The 18,513-nt window shown below is 64.6% G+C and carries 16 protein-coding genes and 1 pseudogene; 6 read left to right on the forward strand and 11 right to left on the reverse strand.

Going from position 1 to position 18,513, the window contains the following annotated elements; all coding sequences use genetic code 11:
* The first annotated feature begins 1 nt into the window (after position 1).
* A complete protein-coding gene (locus HCR84_RS12605; protein WP_166980509.1) occupies positions 2 to 553 on the forward strand; it encodes a hypothetical protein in 552 nt (183 codons plus the stop codon).
* A gap of 49 nt (positions 554 to 602) precedes the next feature.
* Here the strand turns inward: HCR84_RS12605 and HCR84_RS12610 are convergent, their stop codons facing one another.
* Positions 603 to 1,196, reverse strand: coding sequence for a GNAT family N-acetyltransferase (locus HCR84_RS12610; RefSeq protein WP_166980507.1), 594 nt, complete (start codon positions 1,194 to 1,196; stop codon positions 603 to 605).
* Positions 1,197 to 1,257: 61 nt separating this feature from the next.
* Between HCR84_RS12610 and HCR84_RS12615 the strand changes: the two genes are divergently transcribed.
* Together HCR84_RS12615 and HCR84_RS12620 are read left to right on the forward strand one after the other, a co-directional pair.
* A complete protein-coding gene (locus tag HCR84_RS12615) occupies positions 1,258 to 2,439 on the forward strand; it encodes a low temperature requirement protein A (protein ID WP_235940676.1) in 1,182 nt (393 codons plus the stop codon).
* 74 nt (positions 2,440 to 2,513) lie between these two features.
* Positions 2,514 to 2,936: a VOC family protein gene (locus HCR84_RS12620; RefSeq protein ID WP_166980504.1), complete on the forward strand. Its 423-nt coding sequence runs from the start codon at positions 2,514 to 2,516 to the stop codon at positions 2,934 to 2,936.
* 96 nt (positions 2,937 to 3,032) lie between these two features.
* Here the strand turns inward: HCR84_RS12620 and HCR84_RS12625 are convergent, their stop codons facing one another.
* The 7 genes and pseudogenes from HCR84_RS12625 to HCR84_RS12655 form a co-directional block, all read right to left on the reverse strand.
* Complete coding sequence (locus tag HCR84_RS12625; RefSeq protein WP_166980502.1) at positions 3,033 to 4,295, reverse strand: FAD-binding protein; 1,263 nt, start codon at positions 4,293 to 4,295, stop codon at positions 3,033 to 3,035.
* A gap of 3 nt (positions 4,296 to 4,298) precedes the next feature.
* Entirely contained in the window at positions 4,299 to 4,967 is a 669-nt protein-coding gene (locus HCR84_RS12630) for a phosphatase PAP2 family protein (RefSeq protein ID WP_244972479.1), read from the reverse strand.
* Between the two features lie 48 nt (positions 4,968 to 5,015).
* Positions 5,016 to 6,097, reverse strand: a pseudogene (locus HCR84_RS12635) (alpha-L-arabinofuranosidase C-terminal domain-containing protein).
* A 31-nt stretch (positions 6,098 to 6,128) separates the two neighbouring features.
* On the reverse strand, positions 6,129 to 8,432 hold the full coding sequence (locus HCR84_RS12640) for a beta-xylosidase/alpha-l-arabinosidase (RefSeq protein WP_166980500.1): 2,304 nt from the start codon (positions 8,430 to 8,432) through the stop codon (positions 6,129 to 6,131).
* Positions 8,433 to 8,529: 97 nt separating this feature from the next.
* The gene (locus tag HCR84_RS12645) at positions 8,530 to 9,405 is read right to left on the reverse strand and encodes a carbohydrate ABC transporter permease (RefSeq protein ID WP_166980498.1); all 876 of its coding nucleotides are present in this window, start codon (positions 9,403 to 9,405) and stop codon (positions 8,530 to 8,532) included.
* Entirely contained in the window at positions 9,405 to 10,415 is a 1,011-nt protein-coding gene (locus HCR84_RS12650; protein WP_166980496.1) for a carbohydrate ABC transporter permease, read from the reverse strand. Before HCR84_RS12650 ends, HCR84_RS12645 begins: the two co-directional genes overlap by 1 nt.
* 12 nt (positions 10,416 to 10,427) lie before the next feature.
* Positions 10,428 to 11,711 carry an ABC transporter substrate-binding protein gene (locus HCR84_RS12655; protein ID WP_166980494.1) on the reverse strand — a complete coding sequence of 428 codons (1,284 nt, stop codon included), beginning with the start codon at positions 11,709 to 11,711 and terminating at the stop codon, positions 10,428 to 10,430.
* Between the two features lie 197 nt (positions 11,712 to 11,908).
* On the opposite strand from HCR84_RS12655, the gene HCR84_RS12660 reads away from it, so the two are divergent.
* From HCR84_RS12660 to HCR84_RS12670, 3 genes are all read left to right on the forward strand, one after another.
* The gene (locus HCR84_RS12660) at positions 11,909 to 12,916 is read left to right on the forward strand and encodes a LacI family DNA-binding transcriptional regulator (protein WP_166980492.1); all 1,008 of its coding nucleotides are present in this window, start codon (positions 11,909 to 11,911) and stop codon (positions 12,914 to 12,916) included.
* Between the two features lie 141 nt (positions 12,917 to 13,057).
* Entirely contained in the window at positions 13,058 to 13,969 is a 912-nt protein-coding gene (locus tag HCR84_RS12665) for an ABC transporter ATP-binding protein (RefSeq protein ID WP_166980490.1), read from the forward strand.
* Entirely contained in the window at positions 13,966 to 14,835 is an 870-nt protein-coding gene (locus HCR84_RS12670) for an ABC transporter permease subunit (protein ID WP_166980488.1), read from the forward strand. The genes HCR84_RS12665 and HCR84_RS12670 overlap by 4 nt, the downstream gene beginning before the upstream one ends.
* Positions 14,836 to 14,901: 66 nt before the next feature.
* On the opposite strand, the gene HCR84_RS12675 is transcribed toward HCR84_RS12670, so the two are convergent.
* The 3 genes from HCR84_RS12675 to HCR84_RS12685 all read right to left on the reverse strand — a co-directional run bounded on the left by HCR84_RS12675 (position 14,902) and on the right by HCR84_RS12685 (position 18,429).
* Positions 14,902 to 16,128 carry a multidrug effflux MFS transporter gene (locus tag HCR84_RS12675; protein ID WP_166980486.1) on the reverse strand — a complete coding sequence of 409 codons (1,227 nt, stop codon included), beginning with the start codon at positions 16,126 to 16,128 and terminating at the stop codon, positions 14,902 to 14,904.
* Positions 16,129 to 16,223: 95 nt separating this feature from the next.
* Positions 16,224 to 17,405 carry an ROK family protein gene (locus tag HCR84_RS12680; RefSeq protein ID WP_166980484.1) on the reverse strand — a complete coding sequence of 394 codons (1,182 nt, stop codon included), beginning with the start codon at positions 17,403 to 17,405 and terminating at the stop codon, positions 16,224 to 16,226.
* 22 nt (positions 17,406 to 17,427) lie between these two features.
* Complete coding sequence (locus tag HCR84_RS12685) at positions 17,428 to 18,429, reverse strand: LacI family DNA-binding transcriptional regulator (RefSeq protein WP_166980482.1); 1,002 nt, start codon at positions 18,427 to 18,429, stop codon at positions 17,428 to 17,430.
* Positions 18,430 to 18,513: the final 84 nt, after the last annotated feature.

The following is an 18,513-nucleotide window of genomic DNA, read 5'->3' on the forward strand; positions in this document are numbered from 1 at the left end:
GATGGGGGAAACGGCGCTGATGGATTCGACCGTCGTGCGGACACGACGGTCTCTGCTGTGGCAGGGGCTGCTTGTCGTGGCGGTCATCGCGGTACCGCTTCTGCTCACTCTCTACTGGCTCGCCGTTCCGGTCGGCGCCGGCTGGTGGGTTCTCGCGGCGCAGGTTCTGCTGATGGCGGTTCTCGTCGTTGTCGGCGTGCGCTTCGCGATGATGAAGGTGTCGATCTCGGCATCACGCTTGGGAGTCGTGCCGTTTCTTCCCCGAAGTCGAGACGTCGAGCTGATCGACGTCGCCCGCGCCATTGTGTTGCGCCTGCGTCGCCCCGGCGCGACCGAACCCGTTCTGCAGATGTTCGTGCTCGACGGTGAGGGTGCCCTGCTGCTGCGCATGCGCGGTGAATTCTGGACGGACGAGTCGATCAACCGCGTTGCGTCCCGTCTGGTGACGGCCCCCGTCGAGCATGTGCAGAACACGGTGACGCTCGACGAGCTTCAGCGCTCGAACCCCGACATGCTCACGTGGTTCGAGCGGCGTCCGCAGCGCAGCTACTAGCTCGCTCCGAGCTCAGCGCGGCTCCGAACGCGAACGTGGCGCAGCCGCTTCATAGCCTCATGCCGAAGGTGACGCTGCCCTCGTCGCGCTCAAGACGGTGAAACCCGATGCGCTCGTAGAACCCGATTGCCCCCGCGTTCGCTGACCCCGCCGTCAGGTGAAGACCGGTGACTCCCCGCGCGGTCAGCTCAGCGACGAGCGTGTCGATGAGCCGTCGCCCGAGGCCCTGCCCCTGCGTGACAGGAAGCAGATCGATGTGCAGGTGCGCGGGGTACGCGTCGACGTCGCTCACGAGCAGCCGATCGGGGTCGGCGGCCGAATCGATCAGCCCACGCTCCCCCGGCTTCTCGCTCTCGTTCGGCTCGTAGCGCCCCGCGACCTCGGGCCACCAGGTGTCGGCAAACCAACGCGCGAACGCGCGTGTGTCTGCCGTGGCGATGAGGTACCCGATCACCCGTTCTCCGTCATCGACAACCCACGCGAGGCTTGGGTCGTGGCGAAGATACGGCGCCGCGTATACGTCGACCAACAGCGTGCCCCGTGAGAACTTGCCCGTCGCGTCGCCGCCAGAGTCGCCGGTGCGCACGCAGATGTCATACACGTCGTCGATGTCAGAGGCACGATAGGGGCGGATGCTGCTCACACAGCGAGTCTACGGGCGTGGCCACCGCGGACGCGGACGAACCTGCGCGAGAATGTTCGTCATGCGCACTCGTTTCGGCCTCATTCGCATGAACCCACGCGATCCGTCGCAGCCGAACCGTGTGGCGAGTCCGCTTGAACTGTTTTTCGACCTGGTGTTTGTCGTCTCGGTCTCGCTGTCGTCGTCCCACCTTCATGCGGCAGAATCCGACGCGCACATCGTCTCTGGTGTTGGCTCGTACCTCATGGTGCTTCTCGCCGTGTGGTGGGCGTGGATGAACTTCACCTGGTTCGCCACAGCGTTCGATACCGATGACTGGTTTTACCGTCTGCTGACGATCGTGCAGATGTCGGGAGCTCTCGTTCTCGCTGCCGGCACCGGCAGCGCTATGACCGAGGGCGACTTCACGATCATGACTCTCGGCTACGTCGTGATGCGGCTGCCGATGGTAGCTCAATGGCTGCGTGCCGCAGCATCCGTCCCCCATCTGCGCCAGACAGCGCTGGTCTATGCGGTGGGCATCACGATCATGCAGGTGCTGTGGATTGCCCGCCTCTGGCTGCCCGAGCAGGGAGGAGTCGTGTCGTTCCTCGTGCTGATGGGCGGGGAGCTTACCGTGCCGATCATCGCCGAGCGTCGTCGTCACACACCGTGGCACCCCGAGCACATCACTGAGCGCTACAGCCTGTTCACTCTTATTCTCATCGGCGAGTCCGTGCTGGCCTCCGCGAATGCCGTGATCGACTCCGTGGAGCACACAGCGCACCTGCCCTCGCTGATCATTGTCGCGGTGTGCGGACTCATTCTCGCCGCGGGAATGTGGTGGACGTACTTTGCGCGCGAGCATTCGGACAGCATCACGAGCTTCGGCTCGTCGCTCACCTTCGGCTACGGGCACTTCGTCGTCTTCGCCGCTGCCGGCGCGCTGTCGGCGGGTATCGAGGTGGCGATCGACGTCGATACCAACGCCGCCGACGTCGCAGGTGTTGCTGCGGCAGCCACACTCACCGTGCCTGTCAGCCTTTTTCTGCTCGGCACGTGGGCGCTCACGTTGCGCCATGTGCTGAGCCGTGCGACGAACATCGTCATCGTGGCATTGGCAGCGCTGATCGGGCTGTCTGCTCTGGTTCCCTTCTCACTGCCGGTCGCCGCCGCATGCATGGTCACACTCGTCATCGTTCTCGAAGCCTCGCGCAACGCGGATCGCACCACGCGCATCGAGCAGGGCACATTTTCCCTCTGACCTCTTCACGCTCGCTTCTTTTTGAGCGGCCAGATCGTGCAACGATGGAGAAAACTTTCGCGAGAGGATCTCTCATGTCACTGTCGACAGCGCCGTACATCTCGTTCCCCGGCACCACCGCCGAGGCAATGACGTTCTATCAATCCATTTTCGGCGGCGAGCTTGAGATGCTGACCTACGACAGCATGTCGACCGAGGGCTTCCCCGTGAAGCCCGAACCGGATGCCGTTGCACACGCGAGCCTCACAGGAGGCGCCCTCGACCTGCGGGCCGGCGACAGCATCGGCGACGAGCCGTCGCCCGTGACCTCTGACACCTACTCGCTGATCGTCACCGTCGGCTCTGTCGCCGAGGGCGAAGCGCTCATCGACACCTTCACAGCGGCAGGCGGCACCGTCGAGATACCGTTTCTTGCGGCGCCCTGGGGCGACACCTACGGGCAGGTGCGCGACAGCTTCGGTGTGCTGTGGCAGGTGGATGCTCCGGCCGCGCCGTGACGCTCCGTGTCGGGTGCCACTTCTGGCGACGATGACGCGGTCAAAGCAGCAAAAAGTGGCACGCCCTGATTCTGCGGGTCGGCGGCGCTGAAAGAGTCAGGAGTCGCCGAAGACGCGGTTCACGAAGGCGTTGCGAAAGACGCCGTTCGGGTCGTAGCGCTCGGCAACGGCCCGAAACTCGGCGAGCTTCGGGTATGCCTCGTGCAGCGCCGCCGAGTCGGCGACAGCGAGCTTGCCCCAGTGCGGGCGCGCGCCGAGCGGCAGCAGCCGCTCTTCCAGCTCGGCGAGCAGTTTCTCCACCTCGGCCTGCGCGGGGAGCCACGTGAAGTGCAGGCCAACGACATCGTGCCCGTACGCCGGGCTCAACCACAGGTCGTCTGCGGGAACGGTGCGAATCTCGTTCACCTGCAGCAGCGGAGCAACGCGCGGAGCCATGTCGCGCATCACGTCGAGCGCCTCGGCGATGCGGGCGCGCGGCACGAGGTATTCGGTCTGCAGCTCATCGCCGTTTGACGGCGTGAAGTTGAGCTTGAAGTGCGGCAGCCTGTCGATCCAGGCGCCAGGCACGCCGAGTTGCACCGTGCAGAACTCTGCAGAGATGCCGGGCAGCGGGTGGCGGGCGACGGTGGCCGGCTGGGCGCCGAGCACGTCCGCGGGCGCTGGCGCGTCAGCATCCGCTCGTCTTTTCACCCACACCTGGTCGAGCATGTCGGCATCACGCCATGTTGTGAACATGCTCACGCTGTAGCCGAGGCTCGTCACCGCGTCGACGTTCTCGAGCACGCGATCGAGCGCAAGCTTTTCGTAGACGTGCTGCGACACCTCGAACGTTGGCTCGATGTCGAGCGTCACCCGCGTGACGATGCCGAGCGCACCGAGCGAGACGACGGCGGCATCGAAATCGGCGTCGCCCCGGCGCAGAGTGACGCAGTCACCGGATGCTGTCACGAGCTCGAGCCCTGCGACGGCGGCGGCGAGCGACGGCACACGATTGCCCGACCCGTGCGTTCCCGTTGCGATGGCCCCCGCAACGGAGATGTGCGGAAGCGAGGCGAGGTTCGACAGCGCCCAGCCCGCGCGCTGCAGCTCGGCACCGAGTTCGCCGTACCGCATGCCCGCCCCGACCGTGACAGTGCGAGCCGCCTCGTCGACCACGGGCGCCGAGTCAAGGCGCGATGTCGCGAGCAGCACGCCCGTCGTGTCGGCGATCGTGTTGAACGAGTGTCGTGAGCCGACGGCGCGCACCTGCGTTGCGTCAGCGAGCACCACCTGCACCTCGGCGATGCTGGCGGGAGCGACGATGCGCTGCGCCCCATAGGCGAGGTTGCCCGCCCAGTTTGTTCCGATGTCGAGTGTCAACGCTTAGCTCCTCTGATGGTGCGGTCTCAGCTGCTCTCTCAGCAGCGGCACGCCGAACGGCGCCCAGACGATGATGGCGACACACGCGCCGATGAGTGTGCCGGCGAGGGTGTCGGTGATCCAGTGCGCTCCGAGATATGTGCGGGTGAACGCCATGACGGCGATGCCGAGCACCCCGACGACCCAGACCCATGTTCGGCGCAGCACGATGCCGAGCACGACGGCGACAGTCGCGGCATTTGCCGTGTGGCCAGATGGAAATGAGCCATGATCGGAGATCACGAGCATGTCGAGGGGGCGGGCGCGCCCGACCAGCTGCTTCACGCCCTGCACCGCTGCAGCGCTCAGCCCGAGCGAGATCAGCCAGTAGACCGCGGCGACCGGCTTGCGCGCGAAGAAGAAGGCGGCCGCCCCACCGAGGGGAATGACCGCCCACGCGATGACGCCGCCGCCGAGAAAGTTCATGACGAAGCTCACGTACATGAGAAAGCTGTTCGGGTTCTCGCGAACCGAGGCCATCCATTCGGTGTCCGCTTCAAACGGCGTTCCGTGCAGCAGCACGAGCCAGCTGAGAGCGCCGACGAGCAGCAGGGCGACGAGCACTCCGATCAGCGGCCACAGCCGCCGAATCTTCGCGTGTGCAAGCAGTGCGTCATCGCGGGTTCGATACATGAGTCAATTCTGCCAGCCGATGGACGCACCGCGGCATCCGCACCCCACTCACCGAAGGTCGAGTGCCGACCACGACACCGGAGGCAGCGTGACGCGCACGCGTCCGTCGTCGATCTGCCCGCCCTCGAGCGGCCGAAGACCAACGCGATTCTGATCGGCGAGCGTGTTCTTCGCATACACGTCGTCATCGTGCAGCGTGACAGCCTCGCTGATGCGCGAGACGCCGAGTTCAGAGACATCGATCGTCACCCTGTCGTGATTCTTCAGCAGCGTGATCAAGAGATTGCCGAGCACGACGGCGTCGACGACAGAGTAGACGTCTTCGAGCTGCCGTGGCGCGTACCGCCACTCGTCGTTCACCTCGTCGGACTCCTTGTGCTCGTCGAGGTACCAGATGTTCCACTCGTCGAACGAGAGCTGAATCTTCTTCGAGCTGCGCAGCTTGCTTCCCACGTGGTCGGCCGTCGCGACGACAGTGTCGATGACGTACTGCATGTCGATCGACGACGCGAGGTACGAATCGATGTCACCCCCGCGCTCCTGGTAGTACGCGTGGCACGAGATGAAGTCGACGTGCTCATAGGTGCGCTCAAGCACCGTGCGTTCCCAGTCGCCGAACGTGGGCATGCCCGATCCCGATGATCCGCACACGACGAGCTCGAGGCAATGCGCTTGTCGCTGAGAGCGGTTCCCGACGGGTGGTTTGAATACTCCAGCAGATCGAGCGCCTCTTCGATTCCCCGGGTTCCGAGGTTGACGGCCATCATGAGCTCTGAGCCGGTGAGGGAAAGCCAGCGCGAGAACTCGTCGAGGCCCACCTGGTTCGTCTCGAGCGAATGCCACGCGAGGTCGCGGCGCACGGGGCGCGTGGCGCGCGGCCCGACGCTATCTTCCCACCGAAACCCCGAAACGAAGTTTCCGCCCGGGTAGCGAACCGTTGTGACGCCGAGTTCTTTCACAAGGTCGACGACGTCGAGACGAAAGCCGTCGTCGTTCGCCGTCGAATGCCCTGGCTCAGAGATTCCGTCGTAGATGCACCGTCCGAGGTGCTCGGCGAACGATCCGAAGATGCGGCGGTTGATGGGTGCGACGACGTTCGCGGGGTCGGCAAGAATTGTGGCCGTTGTCATGATTGTCCTCTGATCAGTGGCGAGCGCGAGACTACACGGCGACGACGCTCGTCACCTCAGTGCGCACGACGCGCGCGTCTTCGCCTGTGGTCTCGTAGATCTCGCCCGTGAGCTCGATGCTCGTCTCTGTCTCACGCTCGGCGCACGACGATCCGACCCACAGCTGAATGCGCCCCGGTTCGACGACCTTGCGCAGCGCCCTGTCTGAGAACGCGAGACGGGTCGGCGGCACCTGAAATGAGACCTCGGCGGTCTCGCCTGCGTCGAGCTCGACCCGGGCGTAGCCGACGAGCTGCGCCACGGGGCGCGTCACACTTGCGTGCTCATCGTGTGCATACAGCTGCACGACGTCGGCACCGCGCCGTTCGCCTGTGTTGCGCACAGTGACGCGGGCAGAGAACGTGGCATCTGTGGAGACAACCATGTCGTCGACGGCGAGCGCCGTGTGCTCGAACGACGCATACGAGAGTCCGTGGCCGAAGGGCAGCACGGGGTCGCTCGCCGCGGAGGTGATGTCTGTCGTTCCCCCGAGCGTCGGGTGCAGGTAGCTGTATGGCTGCGCTCCGGCCGAACGGGGAAGCGACACCGGCAGACGGCCCGAGGGGTTCACACGCCCAGACAGCACACCGGCGATCGCAGCGCCGCCCTCTTCGCCGGGGAAGAACGCCTGAACGACGGCAACCGGTCGCGAGGGTCCCGTGATCGCCCAGTCGATGGCGTAGGGTCTGCCGGTCAGCAGCACGAGCACAACGGGAGTTCCGGTGGCGACGACCCGCTCAACGAGCTCACGCTGCACACCCGGAAGCTCGAGGCTCTCGGTGTCGTTGCCTTCGCCGACCGTGCCGCGGCCGAACAGCCCGGCGCGGTCGCCCGCAACGATGATCGCGACGTCGGAGTCGAGTGCCGCAGCGACGGCCTCGTCGATCGCCGAGCTGTCCGTTCCTGTGACATCGCTTCCGTGAACGAGAGTGATGTCGGCTCCCGTCAGCTCGTCGGTGATCGCGTCGGCGACCGTCAGAATCTCGAAGCCGATCGGCACCCCAGGGTGGTGGGCCAGCACGTGATTCGCGAACGAGTAGCAGCCCATGAGCGCTTCAGAGGAGTCGGCGTTCGGCCCGATGAGAGCGACGCGTCGACCCTCGGTCTGTGCCAGCGGCAGCGTTCCGTCGTTGGTGAGCAGAACGATGGAGCCTTCGGCGAGTCGGCGTGCGACGTCGCGGTGCGCGGGAGAATCGAGATCGACGGGTTCCGGGGTGAACGAGAAGTCGTCGTCAAGCAGGCCGAGCTCTTCCTTCTGCGCGAGGACGCGCAGAACGGCACGGTCGACGATCGAATCGTCCGTGACGCCCGTCCGAATCCGCTCGGCGAGCGGCTCGAGGTACGCGTCGCCTGTGGGAAGCTCGACGTCGATGCCCGCTGTCAGCGCAAGCTCGGCTGCCTGCCCCTTTCCCCCGGCGATTCCATGCATCAGGTGAAGGAACGCCACGGCGAAGTAGTCAGAGACGACGACACCGTCAAAGCCCCACTGCCCGCGCAGCAGATCCTCGAAGAGGGCAGGGTCCGAGGCGACGGGAACGCCGTCGATCTCGGCATACGAGTTCATCACCGAGCGAACGCCGCCGTCGCGCACGGCCATCTCAAACGGGGGAAGCAGCACATCGGCGATCTCGCGGGGCCCGGCGTGCACGGGGGCGTGGTTTCTGCCCGACTGGGATGCCGAGTACCCGACGAAGTGCTTGAGCGTCGCGTGGATGCCCTCGGCCTGCAGTCCGCGAACGTATGCCGTGCCGAGCATTCCAACAACATAGGGGTCTTCGGAGATGCACTCGTCGACGCGGCCCCAGCGCGGGTCACGCACAACATCGAGAACGGGAGCGAGACCCTGGTGGATGCCGAGAGCGCGCATCGATTCGCCGATGCGGTGCCCCATCTCCTCGACGAGCTGCTCATCGAAGGCGGCACCCCACGCGAGCGGCGTCGGGAACGTCGCTGCCTTCCATGCGGCAAGCCCCGTGAGGCATTCCTCGTGCACGAGGGCTGGAATGCCGAGGCGGGTCTGCGTCTGCAGACGCTTCTGCTCACCGGCAAGCCACGCCGCGCGCTCCCCGGCATCCACCGGTCTCGTGCCATACACCCGCGTGAGGTGCCCGATGCCGTGCTTGGTCGCCTCTTCATACTTGCCCGACGTCGCCATCTCATCGGCCATCGGTGCCACAACCTCGCCGCCCTGGTCAACCCAGAACCCTACGAGCTGAGCAAGCTTCTCTTCGAGCGTCATCCGAGCATGCAGTGCACGCACACGGGCCGACAGCTCCGGCATCCCGGAGTGAACCATGTTTCTTCTTCTCTTCTCTGCTGTGATGCGTAAACGTCAGCAACGTCAATATTGTCGGTATCGTCAGTGCGCGCGGGCTCGCCCGTGACAGCGCTGTCTACCCCTTGACGGCACCGGTGAGGCCGCCAACGATGCGCCGTTCGAACAGGCTGAAGAACACCAGCGCAGGAATCATCGACAGCGATGTGAAGGCAAGCACCTTCGCCGTGTCGACGGCATACTGCGAGGCGAACGCCTGCACCCCAAGCGGCAACGTGAATGTCGCCTGATCATTCAAGATGAACAGCGGAAGGATGTAGCCGTTCCAGCTGCCGATGAAGGCGAGGATGCCTGTCGTGATGACTCCCGGTGTCGCCAGCGGAACGACCATGCGCCAGAAGAACCCGATTCGCGAGCATCCGTCGATGAATGCCGCTTCCTCGAGCTCCTTCGGAATTGCCCGGAGAAAGGGAACGAGAATGATGATCGTCACGGGCAGGGCGAAGGCGATCTGCGGAAGAATCACTCCGACGAGCGAGTTCATCAGCCCGAGGTTCTTGATCACGATGTACAGCGGTGTGATCGCGACGGTGATGGGAAACATCAGGCCGGCGGCGAAGAGCGAGTACAGGATGCCGCGACCGCGGAACGGGTAGCGGGCGATGACGTAGCTCGCCATCACACCGAGCACAACGGCGCCGAGCGTCGTCGCGACAGCGGCAATCGTCGAGTTGAGCACCTGGCTCCAGAACACCGAGCCAAACAGCACGTCAAGGTAATTGCCGATCTCCCACGGTGCGGGGAACCCGGACGGGTCTGTCGTGATCTGCGCGTTTGTGCGGAAGCCGCCCAGAATGATGTAGGCGATCGGAGCGAGCATCAGCGCAATGACGATGAGCGCGATGAAATAGACGACCGGGTTTCCCCAGCGGAGCTTCTCGCCTGAACGGCGGGGAGATAGAGCGGGGCGAAGCGTTGTCGTTGTCGTTGCCATCACTTCTCTCCTTCCGTGATCGCGCCCTCGGTGTCGCGTCTCATGACGTAGCGCTGGTACAGCAGGGCGATCACAAGCGAAATGATGAACATGACGACGGCAACGGCGTTGCCGAAGCCGTAGTTGCCCGAGTTTCGGCCGCTCGCAACCATGTACGTCGCCATCGTCGATGTTCCAGCCGTCGACGCGATGTACTGGCCCCACACGATGTAGACAAGGTCAAAGAGCTGCAGCGATCCGATGATCGACAGGAATGCCCAGATGCGCAGCGTCGGCCCGAGCAGCGGCAGCGTAATGCGGCGTTGAATCTGCCAGAAGGAGGCGCCGTCGATCTGAGCGGCCTCGGTGAGCTCGTCTGGGATTCCCTGGAGTCCGGCAAGGAAGATGATGACGGCGAAGCCGATGTACTTCCACGTGATAATTAGCATCAGCGTCCACATGGCGATCGCCGGGTCAGAGAGCCAGTCTTGCGCCAACGCGCCGAGGCCGATCTTCTCGAGCATGCCGTTCAGCGCGCCTGCAGACTGCAGCATCAGGCCCCACCCGGTTCCCACGACGACCTCAGAGATCACGTAGGGAATGAAGATGAGCACGCGAATGACCGACTGCCCCCGCATGCGGCGATTGAGCAGCAGCGCCAGCAGAATTGCGGCGGGCCCCTGCAGAACAAGCGAGAGCACGACGATGATGCCGTTGTGGCTCAGCGCCTCCAGAAATGCAGTGTCCTGAAAGATCGTGAGGTAGTTCTGCAGCCCGACGAAGTCGGTTGGCGGGCCATAGCCCTTCCACCGGAAGAAGCCATAATAGGCCGCCATCACGACGGGGAAGATCACGAAGGAGAGGAACATGACGAGGGCAGGGCCGACGAGAACGGTGATCTCGAGCCGAGTCCTCCAGCTCTGCCCTTTCGAGCGGCGCCGTGCGGGGGCCGGCACAATCGCGCCGGCCCCCGTCGACTCATCGATTGCGTTCACGCGTCGTCGTGACGGTGAGTGCGTTCGAATGGTCATTATGTCTGCGCCTTAGCCCTTCTTCGCGGCGGCGGTCACAGCATCGATGATGCCTTCTGGCGTGCCATTGCCTGCCAGCAGATCGACGACGGCGACGTTCAGCGCGTTTCCGACGTTGAGCCCGTATACCGTGTCGAGCCACTGCGAGACGAACGGTGCTTCGTTGTAGGCCTCGAGGATCTGCTTCAGGTAGGGCTCGGTCACTGCCTCCTGCGCAACGGTGTTCACCGGGGGCGCGTTGAATGCCTTGTAGTAGTTCTCCTGAACATCGGATGTTGCCAGGTAGTTCAGAAACTCAACGCACTCTGGTGGTGCATCTGCCGAGCAGGAGTATCCGTCGACGCCGCCCATCATTGCGCCGGATTCGCCATTGCCACCCGAGAGCTCTGGGAACGGGAACCATGCCAGGTCAGGAAGAGGCTTCTCGTCTGGAGTGAGCGATCCGATCACGCCCGGATCCCACGCACCCATGAGCTCCATTGCCGCCTTGTGGTTTGCAACGAGACCGGCCGAGCTGCCGGCGCCCTGCTGGGCGGATGTCGTGAGGAAGCCCTCGTTGAAAGGCTCGTTCGACGCGAAGTCTTCGAGGTCCTGGGCTGCCTTCAGCCAGCATCCGTCGCTGAAGTCCATGTCGTCTGCCGCCTGCGACATGGTGTCTGACGAGCACTCGCGCAGTGCGAAGAAGTAGTACCAGTGTGCCGCGGGCCACGCGTCTTTCGCCCCGAGCGCGATGGGTGCGACGCCTGTATCTTTGAGCTTCTCCACGGCGCCGACAAGATCGTCAACGGTCTTGGGCGTCTCGGTGATTCCCGCATCCTCAAAGAGGTCTTGGCTATAGAACATGCCTCCGGGCAGAACCGCTACCGGCATTGCATAGATCTTGCCGTCGAGAGTCTCGGCCGAATACGCGGCGTCTGCGATCTCGTTCTGAGCGGTGTCGGAGAGCTCGCCCGTGATGTCCATCAGCTGGCCTGCTTCGACCATCGCCGCCATCTTTCCGCCGCCACGCTGCAGGAAGATGTCGGGTGCATTGCCCGAGTTGAGCGCTGTTTGGAGCTTGCCGTCGAGATCTTCGTTCTGAAGCGCCTGGATCTTGATCGTGACGTTGTCGTGGTCTTTTTCGAATGCCGCGGCAGTGTCGACCCAAAACTGCTTTCCCGCTCCGGTCGTGGAGTTGTGCCACAGAGTCATCTCTGTGCTGCCATCGTCTGTTGCGCCGGTTCCACTGCAGCCGCTGAGCAGGAGTGCACCTGCCGCGAGTGACGCGGACGCGGCGAGCCATCGCTTGGTCTTCATGTCTCACCTTTTCTCTTCATTGAGCGACGTCCCTCATGGGAAGGGAGGACGCGGTGCTGCGCCAGCGTTGGGGTGCTGTCGCCACACGAATCGTGTTTTCGCTGCTGTGCTCACACGATGCGAGTAGACCGATACTGACAAGACCTCAGAACGTTGTCAAACGTTTTCGAAATCCTTTTCCGTGCTACTGTCTGCCCATGACAGGACGCGCGACGATTCACGATGTGGCAGCGGAAGCCGGTGTGTCCGTCGCCACCGTATCGAAAGCGGTCAACGGCCGTTACGGCATTGCTCCGGCGACGATCAAGCGCGTCATGGAGGTGGTCGAACGGCTCGGCTACGAGTCGAGTCTTGTCGCCAGCAGCATGCGTTCTCGCCGCACCGGAGTCGTCGGCGTGCTCGTCGCCGACTTCGAGCCGTTCAGCGCCGAGATTCTCAAGGGAGTCGGTGCCGCCCTGCACGACTCGGAGCTTGATCTTCTGGCGTACAGCGGCACGAGGCAGCGTGAGAGCGAAGGCTGGGAACGCCGATCGCTGAGCAGGCTCAGCGGAACTCTCATCGATGGCGCGATCATGGTCACGCCGACGGTGCTCAGCGCGTCGACCGACATTCCGATCGTCGCTGTCGACCCGCACACCGGCCGCGCCGACCTGCCCACTGTCGAGTCAGACAGCTTCGGCGGCGCGCTGCAGGCGACACGTCACCTGATCGAGCTCGGGCACCGACGCATCGGCTTCGTCGCCGGGCGACCCGACCTGCGCTCGTCGATACTGCGCGAGGCAGGCTACAGACAGGCGCTGCGCGAGGCAGACATTCCGTTCACGCCAGAACTCGTGCGCGTCGGGCGTTACGAACCCGGCGAAGCGAGGGAACACACAACAACGCTTCTGGCGAACCCGAATCCGCCAACGGCGATCTTCGCGGCAAACGACATCTCGGCGATCGCCGTTCTCAAGCTGGCAGCGAGCATGGGCCTCAGCGTTCCCCGCGACCTTTCGGTCGTCGGCTTCGACGACATTCCCGAAGCGTCGCAGATCAGCACGCCGCTCACGACGGTTCGCCAGTCAATGCAGCGCCTCGGCAGCGAGGCGGTGACGCTGCTGCTCTCGTTGATGAACGGCGAGACGACGGATGCCGCACACATTCGCCTCGCCACGTCACTGATCCAGAGGGCGACAACGGCGCCACCGCCCGACGGTCGCTGACCGCCCCGCATCTGATCGCCCCTCAGCATCCGGGCGCCCTCGGGGCGTCCGACTCAGGGGCGGCGAAATGTCATCCTGTCGACGACAGCGTCATGCCTGAGGTGGACGCAACAGCGGCGGCCGGGTGTCTACCGTTGAACCATGATCGAAATCCAGCACCTGAGCAAGCGATACGGCTCCAAACTCGCCGTCGATGACATCAGCGCGACAATCCGCCCCGGAATGGTCACGGGCTTTCTCGGGCCGAACGGCGCCGGCAAGTCGACAACCATGCGCATGATGGTCGGGCTCGACAGGCCCACGACCGGATCGGTGACGATCGGCGGCCGCCGCTACCAGAACAACAGCGCTCCCCTGCACGAGGTCGGCGCCCTCCTCGAGGCGAAGGCCGTGCACACCGGGCGCTCGGCGCAGAACCACCTGCTGGCTCTCGCCGCCACCCACGGCATTCCGAAGAAGCGCGTGCACGAGGTGATCGAGATGACAGGTCTCGCCTCCGTCGCCAAAAAACGCGTCGGCGGTTTCTCTCTCGGCATGGGACAGCGCCTCGGCATCGCGGCGGCAATGCTCGGCGACCCACACACGCTGGTTCTCGACGAGCCGGTGAACGGTCTCGATCCCGAGGGCGTTCTGTGGGTGCGTCGCTTGACGCGCCAGCTCGCCAATGAGGGGCGCACCGTCTTTCTCTCATCGCACCTCATGAGCGAGATGGCCCAGACCGCCGATCACGTGATCGTGCTCGGCAAAGGCAAGATCATCGCCGACGCCCCCATGACCGACATCATCGCCGCATCGACGGGCAACCTCGTGCACGTTCGCACACCTCAGCCCGCCGAGTTGGCACGCGTTGTCGCCGGCCCCGACGTCTCGGTGACGTCGCGGGAGAACGGTCTTCTCGAAGTGACGGGACTCGACGCCCGCCAGATCGGCGAGTCTGCGGCATCCGCCGGAATCGTGCTGCACGAGCTCAGCCCGGTCAACGCCTCGCTCGAAGACGCTTACCTTGAACTCACAAACGACGCGGTCGAGTACCGCACGGAGGACGTCCGATGACCGCCACCGCTCTCGCACCCAGCCCGCTCGACGGCATCCGCCTGTCGTTCGTCGGCCTGCTCCGCTCCGAGTGGATCAAGCTGCGCAGCCTGCGCTCCACGGTGTGGTGCTACGTTCTGATCATTCTCGCCACCGCTGGCTTCGGCACGCTGATGGCGCTATCGTCGAACCTCGGCAATGATGAGCTCCCGCAGGCGGCACAGAACGCGATGGCCGTTCAGTACCTCACCGTCGGGGGCAATTTCACGGGGCTCATCGCCGCCGTGCTTGGTGTGCTCGTGATCAGTGGTGAGTACACGACAGGCATGATCCGCACAACGTACACGGCAGCGCCCGGTCGGTTGAGCGCCTACACGGCGAAAGCCGTCGTTCTCACCGTTGTGACGTTCGTCGTCGGACTCATCTCCATCGCTGCCGCGCTAGCCACGTCACTTCCCATCTTCGCCGCCAATGGTGTGGTGCCCGACCTGGGCGACCCGTCAGTGACCGTTCCGCTCATCGGCGCCGCGGCCTACCTCGCGCTGATCGCGCTGCTGTCGTTCTCGCTCGGGGCGATCCTTCGCAACTCGGCGGGCGGCATCGCCACAGCGGTCAGCCTGATGTTCGTGTTGCCCGTTGGCATCAACATCGTCTACAGCTTCACCGGCGCCGCGTGGGCAGCGAACATCGCGACGATTCTTCCCGGTTCGGTGGGCAGTGCACTCTTCGCCTACACGGGCGAAGGCTCTGCCCCAGCGCCGGAGCCCGGAATCGACGGCGATGGACTGCTGGCGCTCGACCAGCCCTGGATGCTGATCGTCTTCGGAGCGTGGATCGTCATCGGGCTCGTCGTCGGAGCGGTCCTCACCAAGCGTCGCGACGCCTGACACGTCGCGTTCGACACGACGCCCTCGCCAGCCTCGCGGCGGGGGTGTCGTGCTGTGCGCGACCGCTCAATCACCAAGCGGCGGCACCGTGCGAGGCCGCACGATGAACCACACGGATGCCGTCGCGACGACGGATGTCGCGATCATCACGCCCGACATGTTCGCTGTGCTCACTCCAAGCAGCCCGACGATCGGGGAGAGGATGCCGGCGACCCCGAAGTTCATCGCGCCAAGCAGCGACGCTGCCGTTCCCGCCTCGTTGCCGTGGTTCACAAGGCCAAGCACCTGAATGGTGGGGAACGTGAACCCGCACGCCATGATGAAGAAGAACAGTGGAATGAGAACGCCGATCAGGCCCGCATCGGTGAACGACAGCGCATACATCGACACTGCCGCGATCACCTGCACGGCAGTCGTCACCACTAGCACCCACTGCGGTCCCCACCAGCGCATCATCCGCGCCGCAATCTGCACGCCGATTACGACGCCGACGGAGTTCGCGCCGAAGAGCAGTCCGTACTGCTGTGCATCCATTGCATAGAGCTCTTGAAAGAGAAACGATGAGCTCGACAAATACGAGAACAGCCCCGAGAAGTTCATCGCCCCGACCAGTGCCACGCCGATGAAGATGCGATCGCCGAAGATGTTCTTGTAGCGCTCGCCGATCGTGCTGTGCCCCGCGCCTGTGCGGCGTTCCTTGGGCAGCGTCTCGACAATGAAGAGGCTGACGCAGAGGACGATCACGAGGCCGTAGAGGGCAAGAAACCAGAACAGCCCCCGCCACGGCAGCCACAGCAGAAGCTGCGACCCCAGCACGGGTGCGAGCACCGGCGCGATGCCCTGCACGAGCGCGAGGCGCGCCAGCATCCTCACAAGGGGCTTGCCACCGAACAGGTCGCGCACCATCGCCATGGCGACGACCCCGCCCGCTGCGGCCCCCGCCCCCTGCGTCACACGGAAGATGCCCAGCATCAGCACGTCGGGCGCGACAGAGGCGGCAACGCTTGAGGCAACGTGCACGGCCGTGGCGATGATCAGGGGAAGGCGCCGACCGACCTTGTCGCTCCAGGGGCCCATGAAGAGCATTCCGCAGCCGAACCCGATTGTCGTTCCCGTCAGCGTGAGCTGAATTGCCGCGTCTGACACCCCGAAGTCTTCTGTGAGAGCGGGAAACGCCGGCAGGTACAGGTCAATCGTGAACGGACCGAGGGCGGCAAGCCCTCCCAGAATAAGAATGTAAACGAGGCGCTGGCGGCCCGAGAGTGAGTCACCGGGGTGCACGACAGTAGTCAAACGAGTCCTTGAATGAGCGAGTTGCGAACAGAGAAATGCGCGGATGCGACGGCCTGGACGCCAGAATCCGAGCGGTCGAATCGATTCGAGACTGTCTACTCTACGGGATGCTGCGCGGTACCGTTCGCAAGTTTCGCCGGATCGTCAAGCACCGTGTCAAAGACAAGCTCCGCCGCGCCGATCAGCAGAATCTGGTCGCCGAGCGCCGCTCGGGTGATGGCGACGTCGTCGAATGCCGGCCCCAACGTCTGCAGTCCGACAAGGCGGGTCATCTGGTCGGTGCGCGCCTCGTAGAGGGACCCGAGAAATCCGCCGAGCACGACGAGCGCGGGGTTCAGAATGTTGATGATGTTGCGCAGTGCCGTCGAGAGCATATCGACCTGCCTGTCGATCTCGGCGACGGCATCGTCGTCGAGGGCGGTGAGGATCGCCTGCTCCAGCTGCTCGGAATCGGCCCCCGAGATATTCAGTGCGTCACCCAGTCGAGCGCGATTCACTTCGTCTTCGAGCGTTGCGGCGGGAACGGCGGCGCCCGCGACGCGCGTGTGGCCGAATTCTCCGGCAAAGCCGCCGATGCCGCCGAGAAGTTCGCCTCCGACGATCATGCCGCCGCCGATGCCGCTCGCTCCCCCGTTGAGGTAGACGAGATCGGACACCCCGTCGCCCGCGCCGAAAATGCGCTCGGCAACGGCACCGAGGCTCGCATCGTTGCCGACCCAGCACGGCAGGTTCGTCGCGTCTGCGAGCATTGCCGCAAACGCCACGTTCTCCCATCCCAGGTGAGGCGCAAGGCGCACAACGCCATCGGCGCTGCGCACCAGCCCGGGAACAGCGACGCCGAGTCCGAGAATCACGGCGCTCTCGGGCAGCTCGCTGCGCATTTCGAAGACGAGTCCTGCCGTGATGCGCGCCGCCTCCTCCGCGGTCGGAGGCGTGTCGACCTCGCGACGCACCTGGGAGCGCACAACGGCATCGAGCCCGACGACGCCGACCGTGATGGCGTCGACTTCGGGGTTCACGGCGAAGGCGACAGCATCCCTGTGCGGCCGAACGAGTGGAGACGGCCTTCCGACCGTGCGATTGCCCTCGGGAAGCTCTTCACAGGCGAGACCGAGGTCGACGAGTTCGGCGACAAGCGCGGCGACCGTCGATCGGTTGAGCCCGGTGAGGGCGGTGAGGCGCGAGCGCGAGAGGCCCCCGCTGCGATGCACGAGACCGACAACCGTCGAGAGATTGTGCCGACGGACGGTGTCTAGGTTATTTCCGCGCACTGCCACATGAAAACCTTAGCCGTGTCATTCAGCGCACCGGGCTGACAGAGCCGTAGTCGACGTACCGCGGTTCGATAAGCTCAACGCCCGGCGTGATCTCGCCCACGAGCTGAGCGACAGCGAGCTCGACCGCGCGAACGCAGCTGTCGGCGGCGACAAGCGGAATCACATCGAGCGCCGGCGAGAGTCGTGACGTGTCGAAACTCGAGCATGCAGAGATGACGGCCATGTCGTCGGGAATCGAGAGCCCCTGCTCCCGAAGAATGTCGAGCGCGCGCTCCTGAATGGGCTCTTCGCAGTTGAGCACGAGTCCGGTCATCTCGGGAAGCGCCTCGAACAGCTCGTCAAGCGCCCCCTTCGCCTCTTTCGGCCCGGGCATCGCGAAGGCGCTCGAGACACCGGCCGCCGCAACCGCATCGTCGAATCCGGCGCGAAATCGCAGAGGAAAATTGGAGCCTCGCGCGTAGATCTCTTCCGGCTGCCCCAGCAGGCCGATCGAGGTGTGCCCCGCCGCCGTCAGCGTGTCGACGGCAAGCTTCGCCGAGGCGCGAAAGTCGAGATCTACGCAGACCAGTCCGTCCGTATCGTCGGGAACTCCGATCAGCACCGAGGGTGTTTGGATGCTGCGAAGCACGTCGATGCGCTCGTCTTTGGCCGCCACATCGAGAACGATGACGCCGTCGACGAGGTTGCTCGCTGCGACGCGATCAAGCCCGCCCGTCGCCTCGTCTTCTGTCAGCAGAAGCACGTCGTAGTCGTGCCCGCGCGCGGCCTGCACGACAGCGAGAACGAACGCCATGTGCGCTGGGGCGTAGGTGTCGGAGCGGAGGGGAGCACTGAGCGCCAGAATGTGGGCTTTCGTGCTCGCGAGCATTCGTGCGCCGGCGTTGGGCCGGTACCCGAGGTCGCTCACGGCGGCAGATATGCGATTGCGCGTCTCTTCGCCGATCGACCGCTTGCCGCTCAGCGCGTACGAGACCGTGCTGATCGACACTCCGGCCGCCTTCGCGACGTCATGAATGTTCGCCATGCCCCTCCCCCTCCACTGCACTTCTGCCGATACTGCATTTCTGCCACGACCGCACTTCTGCCGATGCCTGCTCGGAGTTTAGAG

Source organism: Paramicrobacterium fandaimingii (genome assembly GCF_011751745.2).
Taxonomy (GTDB): domain Bacteria; phylum Actinomycetota; class Actinomycetes; order Actinomycetales; family Microbacteriaceae; genus Paramicrobacterium; species Paramicrobacterium fandaimingii.